General features: G+C 67.5%; 16 protein-coding genes. 14 read left to right on the top strand and 2 right to left on the bottom strand.

Annotated features, from left to right (window positions below; all coding sequences use genetic code 11):
- Position 1 precedes the first annotated feature (1 nt).
- From E3O65_RS13325 to E3O65_RS13295, 7 genes are all read left to right on the top strand, one after another.
- The gene (locus tag E3O65_RS13325) at positions 2-673 is read left to right on the top strand and encodes an SDR family NAD(P)-dependent oxidoreductase (RefSeq protein WP_241985694.1); all 672 of its coding nucleotides are present in this window, start codon (positions 2-4) and stop codon (positions 671-673) included.
- 62 nt (positions 674-735) lie between these two features.
- On the top strand, positions 736-1,620 hold the full coding sequence (locus E3O65_RS13320; RefSeq protein WP_134364222.1) for an ABC transporter ATP-binding protein: 885 nt from the start codon (positions 736-738) through the stop codon (positions 1,618-1,620).
- Positions 1,617-2,747 carry an ABC transporter permease gene (locus E3O65_RS13315; RefSeq protein ID WP_134364221.1) on the top strand — a complete coding sequence of 377 codons (1,131 nt, stop codon included), beginning with the start codon at positions 1,617-1,619 and terminating at the stop codon, positions 2,745-2,747. The genes E3O65_RS13320 and E3O65_RS13315 overlap by 4 nt, the downstream gene beginning before the upstream one ends.
- A gap of 126 nt (positions 2,748-2,873) precedes the next feature.
- Positions 2,874-3,962: a threonine aldolase family protein gene (locus tag E3O65_RS13310; protein WP_134364220.1), complete on the top strand. Its 1,089-nt coding sequence runs from the start codon at positions 2,874-2,876 to the stop codon at positions 3,960-3,962.
- Positions 3,959-5,650, top strand: coding sequence for a long-chain-fatty-acid--CoA ligase (locus E3O65_RS13305; RefSeq protein WP_134364219.1), 1,692 nt, complete (start codon positions 3,959-3,961; stop codon positions 5,648-5,650). Before E3O65_RS13310 ends, E3O65_RS13305 begins: the two co-directional genes overlap by 4 nt.
- 164 nt (positions 5,651-5,814) lie before the next feature.
- Positions 5,815-7,224 (top strand): dihydrolipoyl dehydrogenase family protein, encoded by a 1,410-nt coding sequence (locus E3O65_RS13300; RefSeq protein ID WP_134364218.1) that lies wholly within the window; start codon positions 5,815-5,817, stop codon positions 7,222-7,224.
- 181 nt (positions 7,225-7,405) lie between these two features.
- Complete coding sequence (locus tag E3O65_RS13295; RefSeq protein ID WP_134364217.1) at positions 7,406-7,915, top strand: GNAT family N-acetyltransferase; 510 nt, start codon at positions 7,406-7,408, stop codon at positions 7,913-7,915.
- A gap of 195 nt (positions 7,916-8,110) precedes the next feature.
- On the opposite strand, the gene E3O65_RS13290 is transcribed toward E3O65_RS13295, so the two are convergent.
- Positions 8,111-9,157, bottom strand: a complete 1,047-nt coding sequence (locus E3O65_RS13290) for a zinc-dependent alcohol dehydrogenase family protein (RefSeq protein ID WP_134364216.1) — start codon at positions 9,155-9,157, stop codon at positions 8,111-8,113.
- Positions 9,158-9,306: 149 nt separating this feature from the next.
- The gene (locus E3O65_RS13285) at positions 9,307-11,496 is read right to left on the bottom strand and encodes an ATP-dependent Clp protease ATP-binding subunit (RefSeq protein ID WP_134364215.1); all 2,190 of its coding nucleotides are present in this window, start codon (positions 11,494-11,496) and stop codon (positions 9,307-9,309) included.
- Between the two features lie 230 nt (positions 11,497-11,726).
- Here E3O65_RS13285 and E3O65_RS13280 point away from each other — a divergent pair, with 230 nt between their 5' ends.
- The 7 genes from E3O65_RS13280 to E3O65_RS13250 all read left to right on the top strand — a co-directional run bounded on the left by E3O65_RS13280 (position 11,727) and on the right by E3O65_RS13250 (position 22,951).
- The gene (locus E3O65_RS13280) at positions 11,727-13,157 is read left to right on the top strand and encodes a gamma-aminobutyraldehyde dehydrogenase (RefSeq protein WP_422386428.1); all 1,431 of its coding nucleotides are present in this window, start codon (positions 11,727-11,729) and stop codon (positions 13,155-13,157) included.
- A gap of 50 nt (positions 13,158-13,207) precedes the next feature.
- On the top strand, positions 13,208-15,145 hold the full coding sequence (locus E3O65_RS13275) for a primary-amine oxidase (RefSeq protein ID WP_134364213.1): 1,938 nt from the start codon (positions 13,208-13,210) through the stop codon (positions 15,143-15,145).
- 39 nt (positions 15,146-15,184) lie between these two features.
- Positions 15,185-16,072, top strand: a complete 888-nt coding sequence (locus tag E3O65_RS13270; RefSeq protein ID WP_166785749.1) for a universal stress protein — start codon at positions 15,185-15,187, stop codon at positions 16,070-16,072.
- Positions 16,073-16,088: 16 nt separating this feature from the next.
- The gene (locus E3O65_RS13265) at positions 16,089-17,642 is read left to right on the top strand and encodes an APC family permease (RefSeq protein WP_134364211.1); all 1,554 of its coding nucleotides are present in this window, start codon (positions 16,089-16,091) and stop codon (positions 17,640-17,642) included.
- Positions 17,643-17,702: 60 nt separating this feature from the next.
- Positions 17,703-21,059 (top strand): DEAD/DEAH box helicase, encoded by a 3,357-nt coding sequence (locus tag E3O65_RS13260; RefSeq protein WP_241985696.1) that lies wholly within the window; start codon positions 17,703-17,705, stop codon positions 21,057-21,059.
- 84 nt (positions 21,060-21,143) lie between these two features.
- Positions 21,144-22,028: a class II fructose-bisphosphatase gene (gene glpX / locus E3O65_RS13255; protein WP_134364209.1), complete on the top strand. Its 885-nt coding sequence runs from the start codon at positions 21,144-21,146 to the stop codon at positions 22,026-22,028.
- A gap of 308 nt (positions 22,029-22,336) precedes the next feature.
- A complete protein-coding gene (locus E3O65_RS13250; protein ID WP_134364208.1) occupies positions 22,337-22,951 on the top strand; it encodes a histidine phosphatase family protein in 615 nt (204 codons plus the stop codon).
- Positions 22,952-23,445: the final 494 nt, after the last annotated feature.

Here is a 23,445-nt window from a genome sequence, read left to right as displayed (position 1 = left end):
CGTGACCGGCGAAACTGTCAGGGCCGTCGCTGGCCGCACCGTGCTCATCGCCGGTGCGACCAGCGCGGCCGGCCGCGCCGTGGCCACCGCGCTGACGGATGCCGGCGCGCGCGTGATAGCGGTCGGCTCCAACGAAGAGCGCCTGCAGGGCCTCCGCACCGAGGTCCCCGGCATCAAGGCGTACCTCTGCGACCTCGGCGACTTCGCGGAGGTCACGGCGCTGGCCGATGCCGTGCACGCCGAGCACGGTCACATCGACGGCCTGATCCACCTTGTGGGCGGCTGGCGTGGCGGCGGCGGCCTGGCCGGCCAGTCCGACGTGGACTGGGATTTTCTGCACACCCACGTCGTCACCACGCTCCGTAACACCACCCGCGCGTTCAACGACGACCTGTTGGCCTCGCCGGCGGGTCGCCTGGCGATCGTATCCTCGGTGTCGGTCGACAAGCCGGCTCCCGGAGGCGCGAACTACGCCACCGCGAAGGCCGCCGCCGAGACCTGGACCCGCGCGGTCGGTCAGGGCTTCGCGAAGGCGGGCACGGATGGCGCGGCGGTCATCTTCGTCGTGCGGGCCCTCGCCGGGCTGGAAAGCGAACTCGCCACCGCGGTCGTCGGGCTGTGGGACGGGCCCGCGGCATCCGTCAACAACAGTCGGGTACTTTTGGCCCTCTGATACCGCCCCGCGCAACCCCCTGGCGCGATAGCGTGAGTCGCATCGGCTACGGAGGGGTAGACATGCTCGAGATCAGGAACGTGAACAAGCACTACGGCACCCGGCAGGTGCTGAATGGGGTGAGTTTCGGCGTCGAGAGTGGGCGGCTGACCGGGTTCGTCGGCGCGAACGGTGCCGGCAAGACCACAACCATGCGAATCATCTTGGGTGTACTGTCGGCCGACTCCGGCACGGTGCTGCAGGACGGCGTTCCGCTGACCAGCGACGACCGGCGCCGTTTCGGCTACATGCCGGAGGAGCGCGGCCTCTACCCGAAGATGAAGGTCGGTGAGCACCTCGTCTACCTGGCCCGCCTGCACGGGCTGAGTCCGGCATCCGCCCGCCGCAACACGGCCGAGCTACTCGACCGGCTCGGCCTCGGCGAGCGCGCCGGCGACCTGGTGCAGTCCCTGTCGCTCGGCAACCAGCAGCGCGCCCAGATCGCGGCCGCACTGGTGCACGACCCTGAGTTCCTGGTGCTCGACGAGCCGTTCTCCGGCCTCGACCCGATCGCGGTGGAGGTGGTCATGAACGTGCTCTCCGGCTTCGCCGCCCAGGGCGCGCCGGTGCTGTTCTCCTCGCACCAGCTCGACATCGTCGAACGCCTCTGCGACGACGTCGTGATCATCGCCGACGGCCAGATCCGGGCGAACGGCCCCCGCGAACAGCTGCGCGAGCAGCACAGCAGCCCTCGGTTCGAGCTCCGCACTGAGGCCGACGCGGAGTGGATCCGCGCCACGCCTGGCATCTCCGTGCTCGACCTCACCGCCGGCCTCGCCGTGTTCGAGGCCGAAACGGAGGCCGCCAGCCAGGCCGTCCTGCGCCAGGCTCTCGACCGAGCACCGGTCACGTCCTTCAGCCAGCAGCGGCCGAGCCTCGCCGCCATCTTCAAGGAGGTCGTGCAGTGAGCACTCTCCAGAACAGCCGCGCTCAGGTACACCCCCGCCACCCGACCCCGAGCTTCGCCCGAAGCGTGTGGCTCGTCGCCACCCGCGAGATCGTGGCGCGGCTGCGCAGTAGGGCGTTCCTGATCTCGACCGGGCTGCTGCTGCTCATCTCGATCGGTTCCGTTGTCGCCGGCGGCATCGCGAGCCAGAACCAGAGCCTGCCCCGGGTTGCCGTGGTCGGGTCCGCCACCCAGATCGTCAAGCAGACCGAGGCGTTTCGCATCGTGGAGGCCGATGACGTCGCAGCCGCCGAGAAGCTCGTGCGCGCCGGCGACGTTTCCGCGGCCGTCGTGCCCGCCACGGGAGAGGATGCTCCTCTCGGCGTGCGCATCATCGCCCTCGACTCTCCACCTCTGGACGTGCTCGGCACCCTGAGCGTGGCCCCAGCAGTGAGCCTGCTCGAACCGTCCCCGCAGAGCGGCGGCCTGGTCTACCTCGTCTCCCTGGGCTTCGGGCTCGTCTTCTTCATGTCCGCGATCACGTTCGGTTCGACCATTGCGCAGAGCGTGGTGGAGGAGAAGCAGACGCGGGTCGTCGAGATCCTGATGACCACCATCCCCGTGCGCGCCCTGCTCGGCGGCAAGGTGGTGGGCAACAGCATCATGGCCTTCGGGCAGATCGTGGCGATCGGGTTGCTCGTGGCGATCGGCATGGCCACCACAGGCCAGACCGGGCTGCTGGGCACCGTGGGGCCGTCGATCGTGTGGTTCGCCGTGTTCTTCGCGTTCGGCTTCGTCATGCTCGCGGCGCTGTTCGCCGCCACCGCATCGATGGTCTCCCGTCAGGAAGACGTGGGCTCAGCCACCTCGCCCGTGTTGTTCCTCGTGATGATTCCTTATTTCCTGGTGATCTTCTTCAACGACAATGCCACCGTGCTCGCGATCATGTCCTACATCCCGTTCTCGGCGCCTGTCGGCATGCCGATGCGGATCTTCCTCGGCACCGCGCTCTGGTGGGAACCGTTACTCTCCCTGGCCATCCTGCTCGCCTCGACGGTCGTCGTTATCCTGCTGGGCTCGCGCATCTACTCAAACTCCCTGCTCCGCATGGGTGCCCGGGTCACGTTCCGGCAGGCCCTGCGCGGCTGACCCCCGGCCCCGAACCAATTCGACGGAGATTTTGCTCCCACAGCCCCGTGTCGGCCCGATATGGCCATTTCAACGCAAAATCTCCGTCGAATTCGCACACCGAGCGCACAGAAGCGGAGCGGCCGGATGCGCCAAGATGGAGGGGTGACTCAACTCCATGACCTTTCTTCGCGCGGGTTCGCCTCTGACAACTACTCCGGGGTGCATCCCGAGATTCTCGAAGCGATCGTCGCCGCCAACGGCGCGCACCAGATCGCCTACGGCGAAGACGTCTACACCGCCCGGCTGCAGGAGGTCTTCGCCCTCCACTTCGGTGCGGGTGTGGAAGCCTTCCCGGTCTTCAACGGGACCGGCGCCAATGTGATCGGCCTGCAGTCCATGCTTCCGCGCTGGGGCGCCGTGATCTGCGCATCCACTGCTCATATCAACACGGATGAGGCGGGGGCCCCCGAAAAGGTGGCCGGCATCAAGCTCCTCACCGTCGACACCCCCGACGGCAAGCTCACCCCCGCGCTGATCGACCAGCAAGCGTGGGGTTGGGGCGACGAGCACCGCGCCCAGCCGCTCGTCGTGTCGATCACGCAGACCACCGAGCTCGGCACCGCCTACACGGTCGACGAGGTGCGGGCCATCGCCGACCACGCGCACGCCCACGGCATGAAGCTGCACATGGACGGTGCCCGCCTGTCCAACGCCGCAGCCTCGCTCGGACTGCCGTTCCGTGCGTTCACCCGCGACGCCGGCGTCGACGTGCTCAGCTTCGGCGGCACGAAGAACGGCATGATGTACGGCGAGTGCGTCGTGGTGCTGAACCCGGAGGCATCCGCAGGCCTCATCTACCTGCGCAAACTGAACATGCAGCTGGCCTCGAAGATGCGTTTCATCTCGGCCCAGCTGATCGCGCTGCTCGGCGGCGACTTGTGGCTGCGGAACGCCGGCCACGCCAACGCCATGGCCCGACGGATGCGCACCGCCCTCGAGTCCGGCGTCGCGTCCGGGGAGATCAAGGGTCTCTCCTTCACCCAGAACACTCAGGCCAACGCCATCTTCGCAATCCTGCCGCCCGGCGTGGCGGACCGGCTGCGCGGGCATTTCCGGTTCTACGATTGGGATCCCGCGACCAACGAGGTGCGCTGGATGTGCGGCTTCGACACTCAGGAGGCCGACATCGACGCATTCGTCGCGGCCCTGATCCGAGAGCTGGCCGCCCGATGAACGTCTTCGAGAACAAGCCCTGGCTCGGCTCCTACGCCCCCGGCGTGCCGAGCACCATCCAGGAACCGACCGACACGCTGTCCGACATGATCGAGACCTCCGCGCGCCGGTTCGGCCCCAAGGTGGCCCTCGACTTCTTCGGCGCCACCACCACCTATACCGAGCTCGACGAGCAGATCGCCCGCGCCGCGAACGGTCTGCTGCGCCTCGGCGTCAAACCCGGTGACCGGGTGGCCCTGGTGCTGCCGAACTGCCCGCAGCACGTGGTGGCCTTCTACGCGGTGCTGCGCTTGGGCGCGATCGTCGTCGAGCACAACCCGCTCTATACCGAGCGCGAGCTCCGGCACCAGTTCGAGGACCATGGCGCCCGCATCGCCATCGTCTGGGACAAGATCTACAAGGTCGTCACCGATTTTCCGGCCGACCTCGGCCTGCGCACCGTGATTGCGGTCAACTTGACCGAGGCGATGCCCCTCGCCAAGCGGCTCCTGCTCAAGCTTCCGATCACCAAGGCACGCGAATCCCGCGACGCCCTGACCTCCGGTCCGCTGGGCAAGGATGTCTTCACCTGGGCCGGGATTGTCGGCTCACGCAAGCTGCGCGCAAGCCACCCACGCCCGAAGATCACCGATACGGCCGCGCTCCAGTACACCAGCGGAACCACCGGCATCCCGAAGGGCGCCATCCTCAGCCACTTCAACCTGCGCTCTAACGCCCTGCAGGGCGAGGCCTGGGTGCAAGGGCTGCGCCCCGGCGAAGAGGTCTTCTATGCAGTTCTGCCCATGTTCCACGCCTACGGCCTGACACTGTGCCTGTCGTTCGCGATGGCCACCGGCGCGCGGCTCGTGCTGTTCCCCAAGTTCGACGAGGGTCTGCTGCTCGAAGCGGCCAAGCGCACCCCACCCACGTTCATGCCGGCCGTGCCGCCGATCTACGACCGGCTCGTGACGGCCGCCGCGAAGCAGAATGTGAGCTTGCGCAACATCCGTTTCGCCATCTCCGGCGCCATGAGTCTGCCGGTCTCGATCGTGGAACGCTGGGAGTCCGCCACCGGCGGGCTGCTGGTCGAGGGCTACGGAATGACCGAAGCCTCCCCCATCGCCGTGGGAAACCCGATGGGCCCCACCCGGCGCCCGGGCACGGTCGGCGTGCCGTTCCCGAGCACGGAGATCCGTGTCGTCGACCCGGAGGACCCCACCGTGAACCGCGGCATCGAAGAGGAGGGCGAGCTGCTCATCCGCGGCCCCCAGGTTTTCTCCGGTTACTGGGACCAGCCCACCGAAACAGCCAAGACACTGCTCGATGGCGGCTGGCTGCGCACCGGTGACATCGTGCGGGTCTCAGCTGACGGTTTCGTCACGGTCGTCGACCGAATCAAGGAACTCATCATCACGGGCGGCTTCAACGTGGCCCCCTCCGAGGTCGAGGCTGCCCTTCTCTCGCATCCGGATGTCGCCGACGCCGCCGTCATCGGGCTGCCGAGCGCGAACGGCGGTGAAGACGTCTCCGCAGCGGTCGTGCTCTCGCCCGGCGCCACCCTTGACGTGGACGCCCTCCGCACCTACTGCCGCACGCGGCTCTCCGCTTACAAGGTGCCGCGCACCATCGTTGAGGTCGACGAGCTGCCTCGGTCGCTGATCGGCAAGGTGCTGCGCCGCGAGGTGCGGGCCGGCCTGATCAAGGAGTAGCCGCACCACCCGCGTGGTCGCCCCTGGTTGAGCCTGTCGAGATCCCCGCCTCACGCCGCCGCAATCAGTAAGTCCACAGCACCGTCGGGTAGATATAGTGTCCTACTATTTCTCCCGGCCCTGCGCTCGGGCGGTGACAGCAGTGACGACGTGTGGAGACCTCGATGACCGAATACGCCCCCGATCACTTCGATGTCGTCGTCATCGGCGCGGGGCCGGCCGGGACGGCCGCAGCACTCCGGGCGGCCGAGCTGGGAGCCCGGGTTGCCGTTGCGGAGGCCGACCGGCTCGGCGGAACCTGCGTGAACACGGGCTGCGTGCCAACGCGGGTGCTCGCCAAGGCGGCGCGCCTGATGCGCGAAGTGCGCACAGCGAATACCTATGGGATCGTGGTCGCTGATCCATACATCGACTGGGCCACCATGGTCGATCGGGTGCAGTCGCGGGTGGATCAGGTGCGCTCGATCAAGAGCGAGGCCGAGCACTTCGCTGACGCGGGGATCGAACTGGTACTGGAAGGTCGGGCGCGTTTCCTCGATCCGCACTCCGTGATCCTGGACACCGGTCGCATCCTCACCGCCGACACGTTCCTGGTCTGCGTCGGCGGGCACTCCCGTCGACTCCCCGTGCCGGGGGCGCACCTCGCGACCGTCCCGGAAGACATCCTGAACCTGACGGAACTGCCCCGACGGGTCGCCGTGATCGGCGCGGGCAACACCGGCGCACAACTGGTCACGGTGTTCAATTCGTTCGGCTCGGCCGTGACCGTGCTCGACGTCGCGCCGCGTATCCTGACGGCTTCGGATTCCGACATCTCCGCCATGGTGTCGGCGGCGTTCCGTCAGCAGGGTGTTGCTGTGCACACGGGCATTGAAACGGTCACGGCGATCGAGCAGGAATCCGACGGATCCCTCACCCTGTCCTGGCGCGAGAACGGAACGGCGCAGTCGTCAACCTTCGACGCTGTCGTCATGTCCACGGGCTGGCCGGCGGATGTCGACGACCTGGGACTCGACAAGGCCGGCATCACCACGGCGCGGTCGGCGATCCCGGTGGACCTGTACTTTCGCAGTGAGGTGTCCCACATTTTCGCGGTCGGCGACGCGAACGGGCGGGACATGCTCGTGCAGGCCGCCCAGTTCGAGGGCGAGGCAGCGGCCGAGAACGCAGTGCTGGGCGCCAATCGCAGAACGCCGCACCATCTGCTTCCGGCCGGCGGATTCACCGATCCCGACTACGCCGGAGTGGGGTTCACCGAAGAGGAGGCCCGGTCTCGCGACCCTTACTGCGTCGTCGCGACAGTGCCCTACACCGAACTCGACCGCGCGGTCATCGACGGTCGGGAACCGGGATTCCTCAAGCTGATCGCAGACCGACGGCGGGAATTGATCCTCGGTGCCCATGCCACCGGGGAGAACGCGGTCGAGGTGATCCAGTCCGTGACGACAGCGATGGCCGCCGGCGTCGACGTCGCCACCCTGGCCGGGGTGCGCTTCGCCTATCCCACCTATAGCGCGGTCATCGGCCTGACCGCGCGTCGACTCCTGCTGGAGCAGCCAACGCCGACCCGTTGAGACTCGCGGTGCGGGTTGGACTGCGTGTCAGCGTTGCCGCTCCGCGAGCGAACAGCTTCCAGCGTGAAAGCGAACCGTGACCCTCATCACCGACACCCTCAGCCGTGCCGCCGAAACGACGTCGCCCTGCTCTCCCCTGAATGTCGGAGCCATCCGGCATCTGAGCCCTAGGCTCACTGAGATGAACACAGATAGGTTCTCCATCCGATCAACGGATGAGTCCGACTGGCGTGAAATTCGTGACCTGCGCTTGGAGATGATTCGTGACACGCCGACCGGTTACGCTGAAACTCTGGATGACGCACTGAGCCACGACGAGGCCGAGTGGAGAATGCGCGGACGGCGCGGCGCCAGTGAACACGGCATCGCGATTGCGGCAATCACCGAGTCCGGGCGCTGGGTGGGAACGATGGCAGGATTCGTGCCCGATCCAAACACCGGCCCCCTACTCGTGGGCGTGTATGTGGCACCTGACTTTCGAGGCGGCGAGGTCGGCCTGACCGATGCCCTGCTGGCGGCCGTTGAAGACTGGGCCCGTACCGAGAGCGACAGGTTGACTCTCCATGTGCACGAAGACAACGCTCGCGCGAGACGGGCGTACGAAAATCGGGGCTTCGCGGCCACCGGGAACAGCGCGCGATACAACCTGGACCCCAGCAGGCACGAACTGGAACTGGTCAAGATACTCTAGCGAGACGCTGGCGGCCGCTCTGGTGCGCGGCAGGCCCAGGTCGATGCGCCGTGTCGCAATCACGGGGCGCCGCCATCGAGCGCCCAAAAAATCACCTCACCGGCAGCGCACACCAGCGGTTTTGCGGACATGGCCCCCTCACACCAGTGAGGGGGCCATGTCCGCGCTCTCGCGAGCTCGGCTATCGAGGCTCAGTCACGGGCGCAGCAGCACCTTGATGGCGCGGCGCTCGTCCATGGCGGCGTAAGCCTCGGCGACCTCGGACAGCGGAAGCTGCAGGTCGAACACGCGGCCGGGATCGATGGCGCCAGAGAGCACCTCCGGAAGCAGCTCTTCCACATAGCCGCGAACGGATGCGACGCCGCCGTTGAGTCCGACGTTGCGCCCGAAGAGCGGGCCAACCTCGATCGGACCACCGGTGGGAACACCGACGTAGCCGACCATTCCGCCCGGACGGGCCGACGCGATGGCCTGCTCCATTGACTCCTTGGTGCCGACGCACTCGAGCACGCAATCCGCGCCGATGCCGTCGAAGAGCTCACGGATGCGGGCCACGCCGGCCTCGCCGCGCTCCTCGACGATGTCGGTCGCACCGAACTCGCGGGCCACGACCTGACGTTCGGGGTGCCTGGACATGGCGACGATGCGGGAAGCCCCGAGCCGCTTGGCCGCGATGATGGCGCAGAGGCCCACTGCGCCGTCGCCCACGACGACGACGGTGCTGCCGGTCGTCACGCCGGCGGAGATGGCGGCGTGGTGGCCGGTACCCATGACGTCGGCGAGGGTCAGAAGACCCGGAACCTGGGCATCCGTGGGCATCTCCGGCGTCGCCACGAGCGATCCGTCGGCGTGCGGAACGCGCACCTTCTCGCCCTGAGCGCCATCGGCGAAGCCGCCGAGCCGGTCGTCCGCGCCCCACCATCCGCCGTGCAGGCACGAGGTGCTGGTGCCGTTCTGGCAGTTGATGCAGGTGTTGTCGCAGTCGTAGAACGGTGCGATGACAAAGTCGCCGACCTTGACCCGGCTGACGTCGGCGCCGATTTCTTCGACGATGCCGACGAACTCGTGGCCGATCCGTTTGGGTTCGTCGGTGGGCTGGACGCCCCGGTAGGGCCAGAGGTCTGAGCCACAGACGCAGGCTGCGACGACACGCACGATGGCGTCACCGCCGGTGGAGAGAATCGGATCGGGTACTTCTTCGAGGCGGATATCCCGTTCCCCGTAAATCACTGTTGCACGCATGGTTCGAGCCTATGCCAGCCCCCTGACCGGCGCCGGGTCAGGGGGCCCAATCCGCCGTATTCCCACCGAATTCCGCTGGACGCGAAAACCCGGCGGGAATGCCCGGCGAACAGCCCAGGCCGACACCCCCGGCCATCGGCGAGCCGAAGTTACAGCAGCGCGTCGTCGTCGAGGTCGGCCGGATCCACCACCAGGACCGGGGCGGATGCGACGCTGAGCGAATCCCCGTCCGGCGCCAGATCCACGCGCACCGTGTCGCCGTCCCGCACAGCCCCGGACAGGATCGCGGTCGCCAGGCGGTCGTCGATCTCGGTCTGCATCAGCCGGCGCAGCGGGCGCGCGCCATAGATCGGGTCGTAGCCGCGCTCGGCCAGCCAGGTGCGGGCATCCGGGGTCACCCCGAGCTCGAGCCGACGCTCGACCAGTCGTTTTTCCAGCCGGTCGACCATCAGGCCGACGATCTGGCCCAGGTCATCCATCGACAGCGTCTGGAACACAACGATGTCGTCGAGGCGGTTGACGAACTCGGGCTTGAAGGTCTGACGCACGAGGGTCTGCACGGCCGTCTCCTTCTCCTCCCGGCTCAACGACGGGTCGATCAGGAACGCAGACCCGAGGTTCGACGTCAGCACCAGGATCGTGTTGCGGAAGTCCACCGTGCGACCCTGGCCATCCGTGAGCCGGCCGTCGTCGAGCACCTGCAGCAGAACGTCGAAGACCTCCGGATGCGCCTTCTCCACTTCGTCGAACAGGATCACCGAGTAAGGGCGCCGGCGCACGGCCTCGGTCAGCTGACCGCCCTGCTCGTAGCCGACGTACCCGGGAGGGGCCCCCACCAGGCGGGAGACGGAGAACTTCTCCCCGTATTCGCTCATGTCGATACGTACCATGGCTTTTTCGTCGTCGAAGAGGAACTCGGCGAGCGCCTTCGCGAGCTCGGTCTTGCCCACACCGGTCGGCCCGAGGAAGAGGAACGACCCGGTCGGCCGGTCTGGGTCGGAGATGCCCGCCCGACTGCGGCGCACGGCGTCGGAGACCGCACGCACGGCCTGCCTCTGCCCGACCAGGCGGTGGCCGAGCTCCGCTTCCAAGTTCAGCAGTTTCTCTGTCTCTCCCTGTAGCAACCGACCCACCGGAATACCGGTCCACATCGCGACCACGGCGGCGATGTCCTCGGAGGTGACCTGGTCGTTGACCATGCGCGGGCCGCCGGACTCGGCCTGCTCGGCAGCGGCGAGCTCCTTCTCCATTTTCGGGATGTCGCCGTACAGCAGCCGGGACGCCTTCTCCAGGTTGCCCTCGCGTTCGGCCCGGTCGGCCCCGCTGCGCGCGGTGTCGAGCCGCTCCTTCAGCTCGCCAACCCGGTTCAGCGAGGCACGCTCCTTGTCCCAGCGGGCCTGCAGCTCGGTCAGTTTCCCCTCGCGTTCCGCGAGGTCGCCGCGCAGCTTCTCCAGCCGCGCCTTCGAGGCGTCGTCTTTCTCCTTCTTGAGGGCAAGCTCCTCCAGCTTGAGCCGGTCCACGCTGCGTCGCAGCTCGTCAATCTCCACCGGGGCGGAATCGATCTCCATCCGAAGCCGGCTGGCCGCCTCGTCGATCAGGTCGATGGCCTTGTCGGGCAGTTGGCGGGCCGTGATGTACCGGTTGGAGAGGGATGCCGCGGCGACCAGCGCCGAGTCCGCGATCGACACCTTGTGGTGGGCCTCGTAGCGCTCCTTGAGCCCGCGCAGAATGGCGACGGTGTCCTCCACGCTCGGCTCGTCGACCAGGACGGGCTGGAAGCGGCGCTCCAGGGCGGCATCCTTTTCGATGAATTCGCGGTACTCATTCAGGGTGGTGGCGCCGATCAGACGCAGCTCGCCGCGGGCGAGCATGGGCTTGAGCATATTGGCGGCAGCCACGGAGCCCTCGCCGCCGCCGGCACCCATCAGGGTGTGCAGCTCGTCGACGAAGGTGATGATCTGTCCCTCGGCGTCATTGATCTCCTTGAGCACGGCCTTGAGCCGTTCCTCGAATTCGCCGCGGTACTTCGCGCCGGCCACCAGCGCAGCCAGGTCAAGGGACACCAGCTGCTTGCCCTTCAAGGAGTCGGCCACGTCGCCGGCCACGATGCGCTGAGCCAGGCCCTCCACCACGGCGGTCTTGCCCACGCCGGGTTCCCCGATCAGCACGGGGTTGTTCTTGGTTCGTCGAGTGAGCACCTGACTCACCCGACGAATCTCGGCGTCCCGGCCGATCACCGGGTCGAGCTTGCCGCTTTTGGCGATCTCGGTGAGATTCACACCGTACTGCTCCAAGGCCGTCTTGGCGTCGTCCTGGGATGGTTGCTGGCCTGCTTGCATCGGAAGATCCTCTCTCGGGCCGGCCGCTCTCGCTGCAGGTAGGGGAAAAAGCTGAGTCTGATGGACTCAAGTTTAGGTGACATCGGTCACGCGCGCCAGCGGTTCGGCGGCGGGCAGCGCCCAGGCTTATGAAAACCCATTTCCTCCCGGGGTATCCGGATTCGTCCGTCTGCTGCCATACTTACCGAACTAAAGACCCGTTTCCACACTCAGCGCAGAGGATCAGGCCCGTGGCCACCCCCACCCTAAAAAACTTCGTCAACGGCCGGTTCATCGATCCAGCGGGCACCGAGCTGCTCGACATCATCGATCCGACCACGGGTGACCTGGTCGCCCGGGCTCCGGTCTCGACCGCCGCCGACGTCGACGAAGCAATGACCGCTGCGAAGACCGCCTTCCGCACCTGGGGTCGCACCACCCCCGCCGAACGGCAGCGTGCGCTACTGCGCCTCGCCGACGCGATCGACGCCGAGAGCGACGCCATCGTGGAGGCCCAGCACCGCAACACGGGCCAGCCCCGAGCCACGATCGCGGCCGACGAGGTTGCGGCCGGCGCCGATCAGCTGCGCTTCTTCGCGGGTGCTGCCCGCCTGCTCGAGGGCAAGTCGGCCGGCGAATACCTGCCGGGCATGACCTCCTGGGTGCGCCGCGAGCCGATCGGCGTGGTCGGCCAGGTCACCCCGTGGAACTTCCCGTTCCTGATGGCGATCTGGAAGATCGGGCCGGCACTTGCAGCCGGCAACACTCTTGTGCTCAAGCCCAGCGACACCACCCCAGAGTCGACCCTGGAACTCGCCCGGATCAGCCAGGGCATCCTTCCCGACGGAGTGATGAACATCGTGCTCGGCAACGGTGGCACCGGGGCCGCGATCGTCGAGCATCCGGTGCCCGGCCTGGTCTCGATCACCGGCAGCGTGCGGGCAGGCATGGCCGTCGCCGCTGGCGCTGCCAAAACGCTCAAGCGGGCGCACCTCGAGCTCGGCGGCAAGGCGCCGGCGCTGGTCTTCGCCGACGTGGACGTCGCGAAGACCGCCGCCGCCATCGCCGACTTCTCCTTCTACAACGCCGGGCAGGACTGCACGGCCGTCACCCGCGTGCTGGTGCACGAATCCATCCACGACGAGTTCGTCGACGCCTTCGTCACCGAGGCCCGCAGCCGCACCACCGGCTCCGCCGACGACGCCGACAACTACTTCGGCCCGCTCAACAACGTCAACCACTTCGGCGACGTCGTGCGAAAGGTCGCCGAGCTGCCCGACCACGCCGTGATCGCCACCGGCGGCCACCAGATCGGCACCGCGGGCTTCTTCTTCGAGCCCACCGTCGTCACGAAGGTGCGTCAAACGGATGCCATCGTGCAGGAGGAAACATTCGGCCCGGTGATCACGGTGCAATCCTTCACCTCGGAGGACGAAGCGGTCACCCTCGCGAACGATGTCAGCTACGCCCTCGCATCGAGCGTGTGGACCCGCGACCACCCCACGGCCATGCGCGTCTCCCGCGACCTCGACTTCGGCGCGGTGTGGATCAACACACACATCCTGCTGACCGCCGAGATGCCGCACGGCGGGTTCAAGCAGTCCGGTTACGGAAAGGACCTTTCGATGTACGGCGTCGAAGACTACACCCGGATCAAGCATGTGATGAGCTCACTGGAATAGGTCTCGGCCCCGACCATCCGCCGCCGCTCAACGAGAATCGAGGACCATCGATGACATTCCATCCGCTCGACCCGCTCTCCGCCGCTGAGTTCACCGCAGCGGTCGCCATCCTCGCCCGTGAGCGCGGGGTCGCCGACGGCTGGCGGTTCACGTCGATCGAGCTAGTCGAGCCCACCCGGAGCGCCGTCGCCGCGTTCGCGGCCACGAACGCGGTACCCGATCGCCGGGTGCGTCTGGTCGTCTTGAACAGGGCCGAGAACACCACCTGGGTGGGCGTAGTGTCGCTCTCGACCGACGCCCTGCTCGACTGGGACACCGTGCCCGGGGTGCAGGCGAACTTCACCGTCGACGAGTGGGAGGAGGCCGACGCCGCCCTCCGCTCGCACCCCGACGTGATCGCCGCCCTCGCCCGCCGGGGCATCACCGACCTCGACCTGGTCTTCATCGACACTTGGACCTACGGCGACGCCGTCATCCCCGACCGGTACCGCGGCCTCCGCCTAGGCTGGTCAGACGTCTGGGTCAGGGCCTCCGCGGAAGCCAACCCCTACGCGGGCCCGGTCAGCGGTTTGCACTTCGTGCTCGACGTGAACAGGATGGAGCTCCTCGAGGTCGAGGACTCGTTCACGGTCGACCCACCGGAGGGTATGGGCGAATACGTGCCGCACCTGGTGCCGGGGCGCATCCGTGACCGTAGCCCGCGCCCGCCGCTCAAACCCCTCGACGTGGTGCAGCCCGACGGTCCGAGCTTCACCCTCGACGGCAACCTGGTCGAGTGGCAGAACTGGTCGCTGCGGGTGGGCTTCAACTACCGCGAGGGCATGACGCTGCACACCGTGGGCTACCGCGACGGCGGCCGGGTGCGCCCCATCGCCAATCGGCTGTCGTTCGCGGAGATGGTCGTGCCCTACCGCGACCCCAGCGTCGACCACTTTCGGCGCACGGCCTTCGACATCGGCGAGTGGGGTCTGGGCTTCATGACCACGTCGCTCGAACTCGGCTGCGACTGCCTTGGCGAGATCCGCTACCTCGACGCCGTTCTGCACAACAGCAAGGGCGAGCCGTACAGCATCCCGAACGCGTTCTGCATCCACGAGGAAGACAACGCGGTGCTCTGGAAGCACGTCGACCACAACGGCAGTGCCGAGGTGCGCCGGATGCGCCGTCTCGTCGTGTCCTTCCACGTCACGGTCGCGAACTACGAGTACCTCGTCTACTGGCGCTTCTACGAGGACGGCAACATGGAGTGCGAGGTTCGCGCCACCGGGATCATGGTGGTGACCCACCTCGCCGAGGGCCAGCCACACCCCAACGGAACCCTCGTCGACACCCGCACCTACGCCCCGTTCCACCAGCACTTCATCGTGGCCCGGATGGACCTCGACGTGGACGGCCCGAACAACACGGTGTTCCGCACCGAGACCAGGGCCGAGCCGATCGGCCCCGCGAACCCGCTCGGCCTCGCGATAACCCAGCAGAACACCGCCATCGAGACCGAGGGCTTCGACGACTACAACTGGGACACCCAGCGGTCTTGGAAGGTCGTGAACGAGAAGTCGTTCAACGGCCTCGGCACCAGCGTGTCCTACAAACTGGTGCCGGGCGGGGCCATCCCCTCGTTCTTCGACCCTGCCGCGCCCGCACTCCGACGCGCCCAGGTGATCGGGCACACGGTCTGGGTCACCCCGAACGACGAGGCCGAGCGCTGGCCCTGTGGCGAGTTCGTGAACCAGAGCGCGGTCGACCTGGGCCTGCCCAATTGGATCCAGGCGCGCCGACCAGTGCGCGACACCGACGTCGTGCTCTGGTACGTTTTCGGCATCCATCACATCACCAGACCGGAAGACTGGCCGATCATGCCAGTCGACACCGTGTCCTTCTGGCTCAAGCCGGTCGGCTTCTTCGACCGCAACCCGTCGCTCGACGTGGAACCGACTTCGGCGCACTGCGCGCCGGGCGAGCACGCCGGGCACACGCATGAACACTGATCAGTGCGACACCCGTCGCGAACCGAGGGAGAGACCCGCGTGACCCGAGTACCCAACTATGTCGTCGCCTACGAAGCGACCGAGCGGGGCAATGACACCATCGAGCTGGGTGTCGCGCTGGCCCGCCTGACCCGCTCCGAGCTGCGTCTGTGCCTTGTGCTTCCCCATCATTCCTCCACCGTGCCGGCCCGCGTCGGCGCCGTCTCCTCCCCGGACTATCAGGCGCTGCTCGAGGCACAATCCCTCGAATGGCTCGAACAGGGTCTGGCGCGGGTGCCGGCCGATGTCGTCGCCACCACGCATCTGCTCTACGCCGAGTCCACCACGGAGGGTCTGCTCCAGGCCGCCCGCACCTTCGACTCGGACCGTATCGTCGTCGGTGCGTCCCGTCGCGGCCTGATGAACCGATTCACGATCGGCAGCGTCGCGAATGCGCTCCTGCACTCGTCTCCCGTGCCCGTCGCCCTTGCGCCCCGCGGCTATCAGGCCCCCGCTCAGCTGACCCGGATCACGTGCGCCATCGGCACCCGGCCCGGGTGGCGAGCGCTGCTCGATTCTCTGCTGGCCTTCTCCGAAGACCTCACCGTCGACCTGCGGTTCGTCACCCTCGTGGAGGTCGACGCCGGTCGCCGGCACCCGACCGAGGAGAGCGCGAGCCAGTCGCATCTGGCCGAAGTGCTGGAGTACTTCCACAGCCGGTCCAAGGCGCACGGCGCCATCAGCACCGAGGTCGCCTCCGGGCACAGCGTCGAAGCCGCGGTCGAGGCTCTCGACTGGCAGCCCACCGAGGTTGCCTTCGTCGGATCAAGTCGACTGGCCCAGCCCACCACGATCTTCCTCGGTATCACCGCGCATCGCATGCTGCACGCGCTCCCCGTTCCCCTCATCGTGGTTCCCACCGGCACTGACGCCCGTAAGCCGCACTGACCCTAAGGACAGTCCTATGACTAGCCAATCTCCTTCCTCGGGCACGACGCCCGGAACCTCCACCCTCACCGGCGGTCTGTCCGAGAAGGGCCTCAGCGCCGGATCGATCGGTCTGCTGGGCGCCACGGTCATCGGCATCTCGTGCATCGCGCCGGCCTACACCCTGACGGCCTCCCTCGGCCCGACAGTTGCGGCCGTCGGCACCCAGATGCCGGGCATCTTCCTGGTCGGGTTCATCCCGATGCTGCTGGTAGCGCTCGGCTACCGTGAGCTCAACAACGCCATGCCGGATGCCGGCACGTCCTTCACCTGGGCAACCCGCGCCTTCGGTCCGTGGCTGGGCTGGATGGGCGGCTGGGGTCTCATCGTCGCGACCGTGGTCGTGCTCTCAAACCTCGCCGGAGTCGCCGTCGACTTCTTCTATCTCATGCTCGCCCAGCTGTTCGGCAACCCGGGCCTCGCCGATCTGACCAACAACGTGATCATCAACGTGCTCACCTGTCTGGTGTTCATGGTGGCGGCCGCGTACATCTCCTACCGCGGCATGGAGACCACCAAGGCCGTGCAGTACGTGCTCGTCGCCTTCCAGCTGATCGTGCTGGTCTGGTTCAGCGTGGCGGCCCTGACGCAGGTCGCCGAAGGCACCGCCTTTGACGCCATCGCGCTCAATGCCGACTGGTTCAACCCGTTCCTCACCCCCTCGTTCTCGGCCTTTGCGGCCGGGGTCTCGCTCTCGATCTTCATCTTCTGGGGCTGGGACGTCACCCTGACCATGAACGAGGAGACCAAGAACCCGAAGACCACCCCCGGGCGGGCGGCAACGTTGACAGTCGGCATCATCTTCGCGCTCTACATCCTCGTAGCCGTCGCCACCCTGATGTTCTCCGGCATCGGCACCGGCGAATTCGGGCTCGGTAACGAGGAGATCCAAGGCAATGTGTTCGCCGCCCTGGCCGGACCGGTGATGGGTCCCTTCGCCATCCTGATGTCGCTGGCCGTATTGTCGAGTTCGGCCGCATCGCTGCAGTCGACCTTCGTCGGGCCGGCGCGCACCATGCTCTCGATGGGTCATTACCAGGCCTTCCCGAAGCGGTTCGCCTCGATCAGCCCGCGCTACAAGTCCCCGGCCTTCGCCACCGTGATGGCAGGCACCGTGGCCTGGGGCTTCTATGCGGTCATGCGCGTACTCAGCACTGATGTGCTGACCGACACGATTCTCACCCTGGGCATGATGATCTGCTTCTACTACGGGGTCACCGCGTTCGCCTGCGTCTGGTATTTCCGTGACTCGCTGCGCGGACCTCGGGCCATTCTCCTGAAGCTGCTGGCACCGCTGGTCGGCGGAGTCATCCTGCTGGTCATCTTCGCGACCACGCTGTACGACAGCATGAATCCGGACTACGGCAGCGGATCAAACATCGGCGGAGTCGGGCTGGTGTTCATCCTCGCGATGGTGCTGTTCATCGGTGGCATCGTGCTGATGCTCGTCCAGCGCCGCGTCAACCCCGCCTTCTTCCAGGGCAAGACGTTGACGAAGGGGTCCTCCACGGAGCACGGGCACGTGAAGTAGTCCTCCCCTGCGTCCGGCCGGGCCTGCCCCGGCCGGGCGCATGGGAGAATGGTGCCCGCCATGGCCCACACGCTCAGCTCCCACGACATCGCGCTCCTCGTGGGCAGCCAGGCCTTCACACGCGGCGAGCGCTACCTGCGCAACGGTCACGTCGGCGCAGAAACCTGGTTCGGTTCGGGCACCCAGCTCTTCGGAACGGTGCGCGGCTCCCGACCCACGCCCTATTCGGTGACCGTCTCGTTCACGCTCGATTCCGCGGGCGCAACGGTGCGGGCATCCGGCGTGTGCACCTGCCCGGTGAAGCGCAATTGCAAGCATGTCGCCGCCCTGCTACTCGGCAGCCGGGGTGGGTCCGTGGCGCGCAGCCGCGGCGGTGTCGCCGCCGACCCCGACTTCCCCGATATCGGCAACGCCACCGGCGCCTCCACCGGCACCGGCACCTACGATCACCGACGCCAAGCCGGCACGCCCACCGGCACCGATGCCGGCTATCCAGCGCGGGCCGCGTGGCGCAACGCTCTGGCTCCGCTGGCGCGGCCGGATGCCGCGCCATCCGCCGTAACCCGGCTCGCGCTCCAGTTCCAACTCCTCGCTCCAGAGAATAGGCGTTTCGCCAGCCAGCCGGGGCTTCGCCGGCTCGCGGCGCGGCCCGTGATGATGGGCAAGCAGGGCAAGTGGATCCGGGGCAGTGTCACCTGGGAGAACCTGACCACGGACGGGTCGCTCGACCGCGGTCAGCTGCGCGTGCTTTCCGCACTGTACGCGCTGCAATACGCGGCGCGACCGTATTACGCGAGCGCCCCCCACTGGGTCCCGGTTGACGCGTTCCCCGACCGGGCGCTCTGGACTCTCCTCGACGACGCGGCGGATGCCGGGCTCACTCTGGTCTCCGCCACCGAGCAGCAGCACCCCGTGCTCGTCTCGCCCGCGCCTGCGGGCCTGGAGCTGGACATCCGCCGCTCGGCCGACGGGTTGACGTTGCGCCCCACCCTGTTGCTGGGCGATGAGCCGCAACCGCTGGGAACCTTCGGCTTCATCGGCAACCCCGCCCACGGTGTCTACAGCTGGGCGCCCCAGGCCGGCACCGACTCCCCGCAGATCACCCTCGCGCCGCTCGCGGGCGAGCTCAGCCGAGAGCTGCGCACCATAGCCGCCTCCGACAGCATCGCCGTGCCCGGCGCCGACGAACCCGACTTTCTGGCCGAGTTCTACCCGTTCCTGCGCAACCGGGTCACCGTCACCAGCCGCGACGCGTCGTTCACCCTGCCCGAGACCCCACAGCCTGTGCTGGCCCTCACCATCACGCACCAAACGGATGCCCGCATCACGCTGCATTGGGTGTGGCACTACCCGGAGTACCACCAGCCGCTCCGGCCGGTGCCCGGCGACATCCGTTACCGCGACGACATCCGCGAGGGGCAGATCCTGCTCGGGGTGCAGGGGCTGCTGGCGCCCGTGCCTGCGCTGGTCGGTCAGCGGGGCGGCCTGCCGGTGCTGATCGAGCAGGCGACCCTGTCCGGGTCCGCCATGCTGGGCTTCCTCGACACAGTCGTCCCGACCCTGGAGGGCGCCCCGCACGTCACGGTGCTGGTCGCCGGAGACGCCACGGAATACCGCCGGGCCGATGAGGCGCCGGTGATCGCAGTGGGAACCACCGAACGCGCCGACGACCGGGACTGGTTCGACCTGCAGGTGTCGGTCAGCATCGACGGCGAGGAGATCCCGTTCGACAGCCTGTTCCGCGCGCTGGCCTCCGGCCAGCAGCTGATGATCCTGCCGAGCGGCACCTGGTTCAGTCTCGACCGGCCCGAGCTGCACACGCTCCGCCGGTTGATCGAGGAGGCCCGCGGGCTGCAGGATGCCGGTGCCGAGTCCCTGGGGATCAGCCCGTTCCAGGCTGACCTCTGGGGAGAGCTGCAGGCCCTCGGAATCGTCGCCGGACAGGCGGCCGCATGGCGCGACACCGTGGCCGGGCTCACCGACATCACCCAGATCCCGGAACAGATTCTCCCGACCGGGGTTGACGCCACCCTGCGCGCCTATCAGCGGTCCGGTTTCGGGTGGCTGAGCTTTCTCTACGACCACCAGCTGGGCGGCATCCTCGCCGACGATATGGGCCTCGGCAAGACCCTGCAGGCGATTGCCCTGATGGAGCGCGTGCGGGAGCAGCCTGGGGCGAGCGCACCGTTCCTGGTCGTGGCACCCACCAGCGTCGTCTCCAACTGGGCCGCCGAATGTGCCCGGTTCGCGCCAGGGCTGCGAGTCGCCGCCATCACCGAGACCGCCGGCAAGCGCAGCACGACCCTGGCCTCCCTGCACGCCGAAGCCGATGTCGTCGTCACCTCGTACACGCTGTTCCGGCTCGACTTCGACGACTACGACGCCCTCACCTGGTCGGGCCTCCTGCTCGATGAGGCCCAGTTCGTGAAGAACCGCAAATCCCGGGCCCACCAGTGCGCCCGCCGCCTCGCCACCCCGTTCAAGCTGGCGATCACCGGAACCCCGCTCGAGAACAACCTGATGGAGTTCTGGTCGCTGCTGTCGATCACGGCGCCTGGCCTGTTCCCCAACCCCGGCCGCTTCGGCGACTATTACCAGAAACCGATTGAGAAGGATGCCGACGGCGACCGGCTCGACCAACTTCGCCGTCGCATCCGCCCGTTCATGCTGCGCCGCACGAAGGAACAGGTCGCCGGTGACCTGCCCACCAAACAGGAGCAGGTGCTCGAGCTCACGCTGCACCCGAAGCACCGCGCGGTGTACAACACGCACCTGCAGCGAGAGCGCCAGAAGGTGCTGGGCCTGATCGACGATTTGAACGCGAACAGGTTCGAGATCTTCCGCTCCCTCACCATGCTGCGCCAGTTGAGCCTCGACGCAAGCCTCTACGACGACAAGTACGGCGACGTGCCCTCGACCAAGCTCGACGTGCTCCTGGAACTGCTGGAGGACATCGTGGCCGGCGGCCACCGCACCCTCATCTTCAGCCAGTTCACCCGGTACTTGGGCAAAGCCCGCGCGCGCCTCGACGCCGCCGGGATCAGCTATTCCTACCTCGACGGCAAGACCCGCAACCGGGCGAAGGTCATCAGCGATTTCAAGACCGGCGACAACTCGGTCTTCCTCATCAGCCTCAAGGCCGGCGGCTTCGGCCTCAACCTGACCGAAGCCGACTATGCCATCCTGCTCGACCCGTGGTGGAACCCCGCCACTGAGGCGCAGGCCGTGGACCGCATGCACCGCATCGGCCAGACGAAGAAGGTCTTCGTCTACCGCTTGGTCTCCCGCGACACGATCGAGGAGAAGGTGATGGCCCTCAAAGCCACGAAAGCCCGCCTGTTCGAGAGCGTGATGACGGATGACCCCGCGCGCGGCACCGCTCTGACCGCCTCCGACATCCGCGACCTCCTGGCGTAACGCACCCGCACGAAGGAAGGCACCGGACACGCGAGTAGGCTCTCTGTGCCGGTCACGAGACCGCTGTCCCAGCAAGAGGTGTCCATGCCGCAGCACAGCCCGTCCGTTCCCTGGGTCGCAACCACCGTCATCGGCGCCGAGGGGTGGCCGGCCGAGCTGGTCGCCGCCGTGCGCGCCTCTACCGAGGCGGCAGCCCGGGCCACGCGCCCCTGGGTCGGCCGGGGCGACAAGAATGCCGCCGACGAGGCCGCGGTCGCGGCCATGCGCGCCGTTCTCCTGACAGCGCCGTTTTGCGGCACCGTCGTGATCGGCGAAGGCGAGAAAGACGAGGCCCCGATGCTCGCCAACGGCGAGCGACTCGGCACGGGGAACGGTCCGGAGTGCGACATCGCGGTGGACCCGCTCGACGGTACACGTCTTGCCGCTGAGGCCTTGCCCGGGGCGGTCTGTGTGATCGCCCTCTCCCCCCGCGGCACGATGTTCGACCCGGCTGGAGTCTTTTACATGGAGAAGCTCATCGCCGGGCCGGCCGGGCACGGCGTGCTCGATCTCCGAGTCTCCGCCACCGACAATCTCCGTGCCTTCGCGGCTGCCACCGGCATCCGCGAGACCGCGCTAACCGTCGCCGTACTTGACAAGCCTCGCCACGCCGCGCTCATCCGCGAGATCGAGTTCGCGGGCGCGCGCGTACTCCGCGTTCTCGAGGGGGACGTCTCCACCGCAATCGCCGCCGCGTCGACGGATGGCGCCGTCGACCTTTCGATCGGGATCGGCGGCACCCCGGAGGGTGTCATCGCGGCCTGCGCCGTGCGCGCCCTCGGCGGTGTGATGCTCGGGCGCTTGGCCCCGCAGTCCGCCGCCGAACGGCGAGGAGCCCTCGCCGCCGGTCTGGACCTCAACCGAATTCACACCGTGAACGACCTGGTCGCGAGCGACCGAGTGCTCTTCGCCTCCGCCCCCATCACCTGACCCGGTCGGTTCTCATCCGTCGTGACCATCAGGCCCGTCGACCACGAGAGCCATCCGTGGCAAACCTATCCGTGTCCAAGCCCATCGGTGGCTGAGCCCATCGGTGCCCAAGCCCATCGGTGGCTGAGCCCATCGGTGGCTGAGCCAATCGGTGGCCAAGCCAATCGGTGGCCAAGCCAATCGGTGGCCAAGCCAGTCGGTGGCTGATCCCATAGGGGGCTGATCCTGTAGGGGGCTGAGCCAATCGGTAGCTGAGCCCGTCGAGACCCGATTCATGTCCCGGCACCTGCTCGAGGGAGAATAGTCCAGTGAGCTCCACAACTACCTTCGCCCTCATCCGCCACGGACAGACCGATTGGAATGCTGCTTTGCGCATCCAGGGTCATTCCGATATTCCCCTGAACCAGATCGGCCGTGGCCAAGCGGCGGACGCCGTCGGCGACCTGGCTGACTACGAGTGGGACTTCGTCGTCTCCTCCCCGCTCAGCCGCGCGGCGGAAACGGCGGACCTGATCGCGCACGGCCTTGGTCTCACCGTCACCAGGCGGATCCCCGAGATCGTCGAGCGCAACTACGGCCCAGCCGAGGGAATGAGCGCCGGCCCCGAGTTGGACGCGCTCCGAGAACCGGGCGGCCCCACCGGCATCGGGGGCTTCATGGGCGCCGAATCGGAGTCCACCGTGGCCGCTCGTGGTCTCACCGCCCTTCAGCTGCTCACCCGGGACCACCCCGGCGCCCGCATCATCGTTGTGAGCCACGGAACGCTGATCCGATTGACACTGATGCAGGCCCTCGGCCAGCCTGTCGACACAATCAGGAACGCATCCCTCAACGTGCTTGCGCACACGTCGTCGGGCTGGAGCCTGGACATCCTCAACGGAGCTCCGGTCCCCGCCACCGACCTCCTCCCCACCGCCAGCTAGCTTCCCGAACGCCAGGATCGCTGGTGGGTCCGGAGTACCCGCTGGAGCACGTACTCGCTACCGGAACGGCAGCATTCAGCACCGTTCAACGTCACGAGGCCACCCTGCGCGGTGGCCATTGTCTCTTGGTGGAGTGCGCCCCGCCACCAGGCCCCCGCGTGAGTGGCCAACTCAGGAGAACCCTCGCCCACATTGATCGGCTGTCTGAGACCAGTCCGGCTTCTGTGCCGATGCTCGGCATGGCTAGTCCGGATCTCAGGAGTTAGCCACAAGTATCGGCTCGTCTGGGGCCGAATGCACCCACGACTGTTCCCATACCGGACGTTCGTCCTCGGTAAAGCGGCGAGTCTCGAGCGGATCGGTGACAGGCGGTGACGCTTAACGGTAGAAGGCCACCTCGTGGGGTGGCCTTCTACCGTTGGCGGGTGGTGGTTAAAGCAGGAAAGCCACCCCGTGGGGTGGCTTTCCTGGTGTTTCTAAGTTAAGTCCGGCGG

The organism is Cryobacterium breve, from assembly GCF_004402375.1.
In the GTDB taxonomy this organism is placed as follows: Bacteria; Actinomycetota; Actinomycetes; order Actinomycetales; family Microbacteriaceae; genus Cryobacterium; species Cryobacterium breve.
Note: the sequence above shows the minus strand (reverse complement) of the source record. Positions and strands in the feature narration are given on the sequence as shown.

Coding starts and splice junctions, on each gene's coding strand:
- E3O65_RS13320 (WP_134364222.1), top strand. CDS start 736: ATGCTCGAGATCAGGAACGTGAACAAGCACTACGGCACCCGGCAGGTG.
- E3O65_RS13295 (WP_134364217.1), top strand. CDS start 7,406: ATGAACACAGATAGGTTCTCCATCCGATCAACGGATGAGTCCGACTGG.
- E3O65_RS13275 (WP_134364213.1), top strand. CDS start 13,208: ATGACATTCCATCCGCTCGACCCGCTCTCCGCCGCTGAGTTCACCGCA.
- E3O65_RS13285 (WP_134364215.1), bottom strand. CDS start 11,496: ATGCAAGCAGGCCAGCAACCATCCCAGGACGACGCCAAGACGGCCTTG.
- E3O65_RS13310 (WP_134364220.1), top strand. CDS start 2,874: ATGCGCCAAGATGGAGGGGTGACTCAACTCCATGACCTTTCTTCGCGC.
- E3O65_RS13260 (WP_241985696.1), top strand. CDS start 17,703: ATGGCCCACACGCTCAGCTCCCACGACATCGCGCTCCTCGTGGGCAGC.
- E3O65_RS13290 (WP_134364216.1), bottom strand. CDS start 9,157: ATGCGTGCAACAGTGATTTACGGGGAACGGGATATCCGCCTCGAAGAA.
- E3O65_RS13300 (WP_134364218.1), top strand. CDS start 5,815: ATGACCGAATACGCCCCCGATCACTTCGATGTCGTCGTCATCGGCGCG.
- E3O65_RS13265 (WP_134364211.1), top strand. CDS start 16,089: ATGACTAGCCAATCTCCTTCCTCGGGCACGACGCCCGGAACCTCCACC.
- glpX (WP_134364209.1), top strand. CDS start 21,144: ATGCCGCAGCACAGCCCGTCCGTTCCCTGGGTCGCAACCACCGTCATC.
- E3O65_RS13305 (WP_134364219.1), top strand. CDS start 3,959: ATGAACGTCTTCGAGAACAAGCCCTGGCTCGGCTCCTACGCCCCCGGC.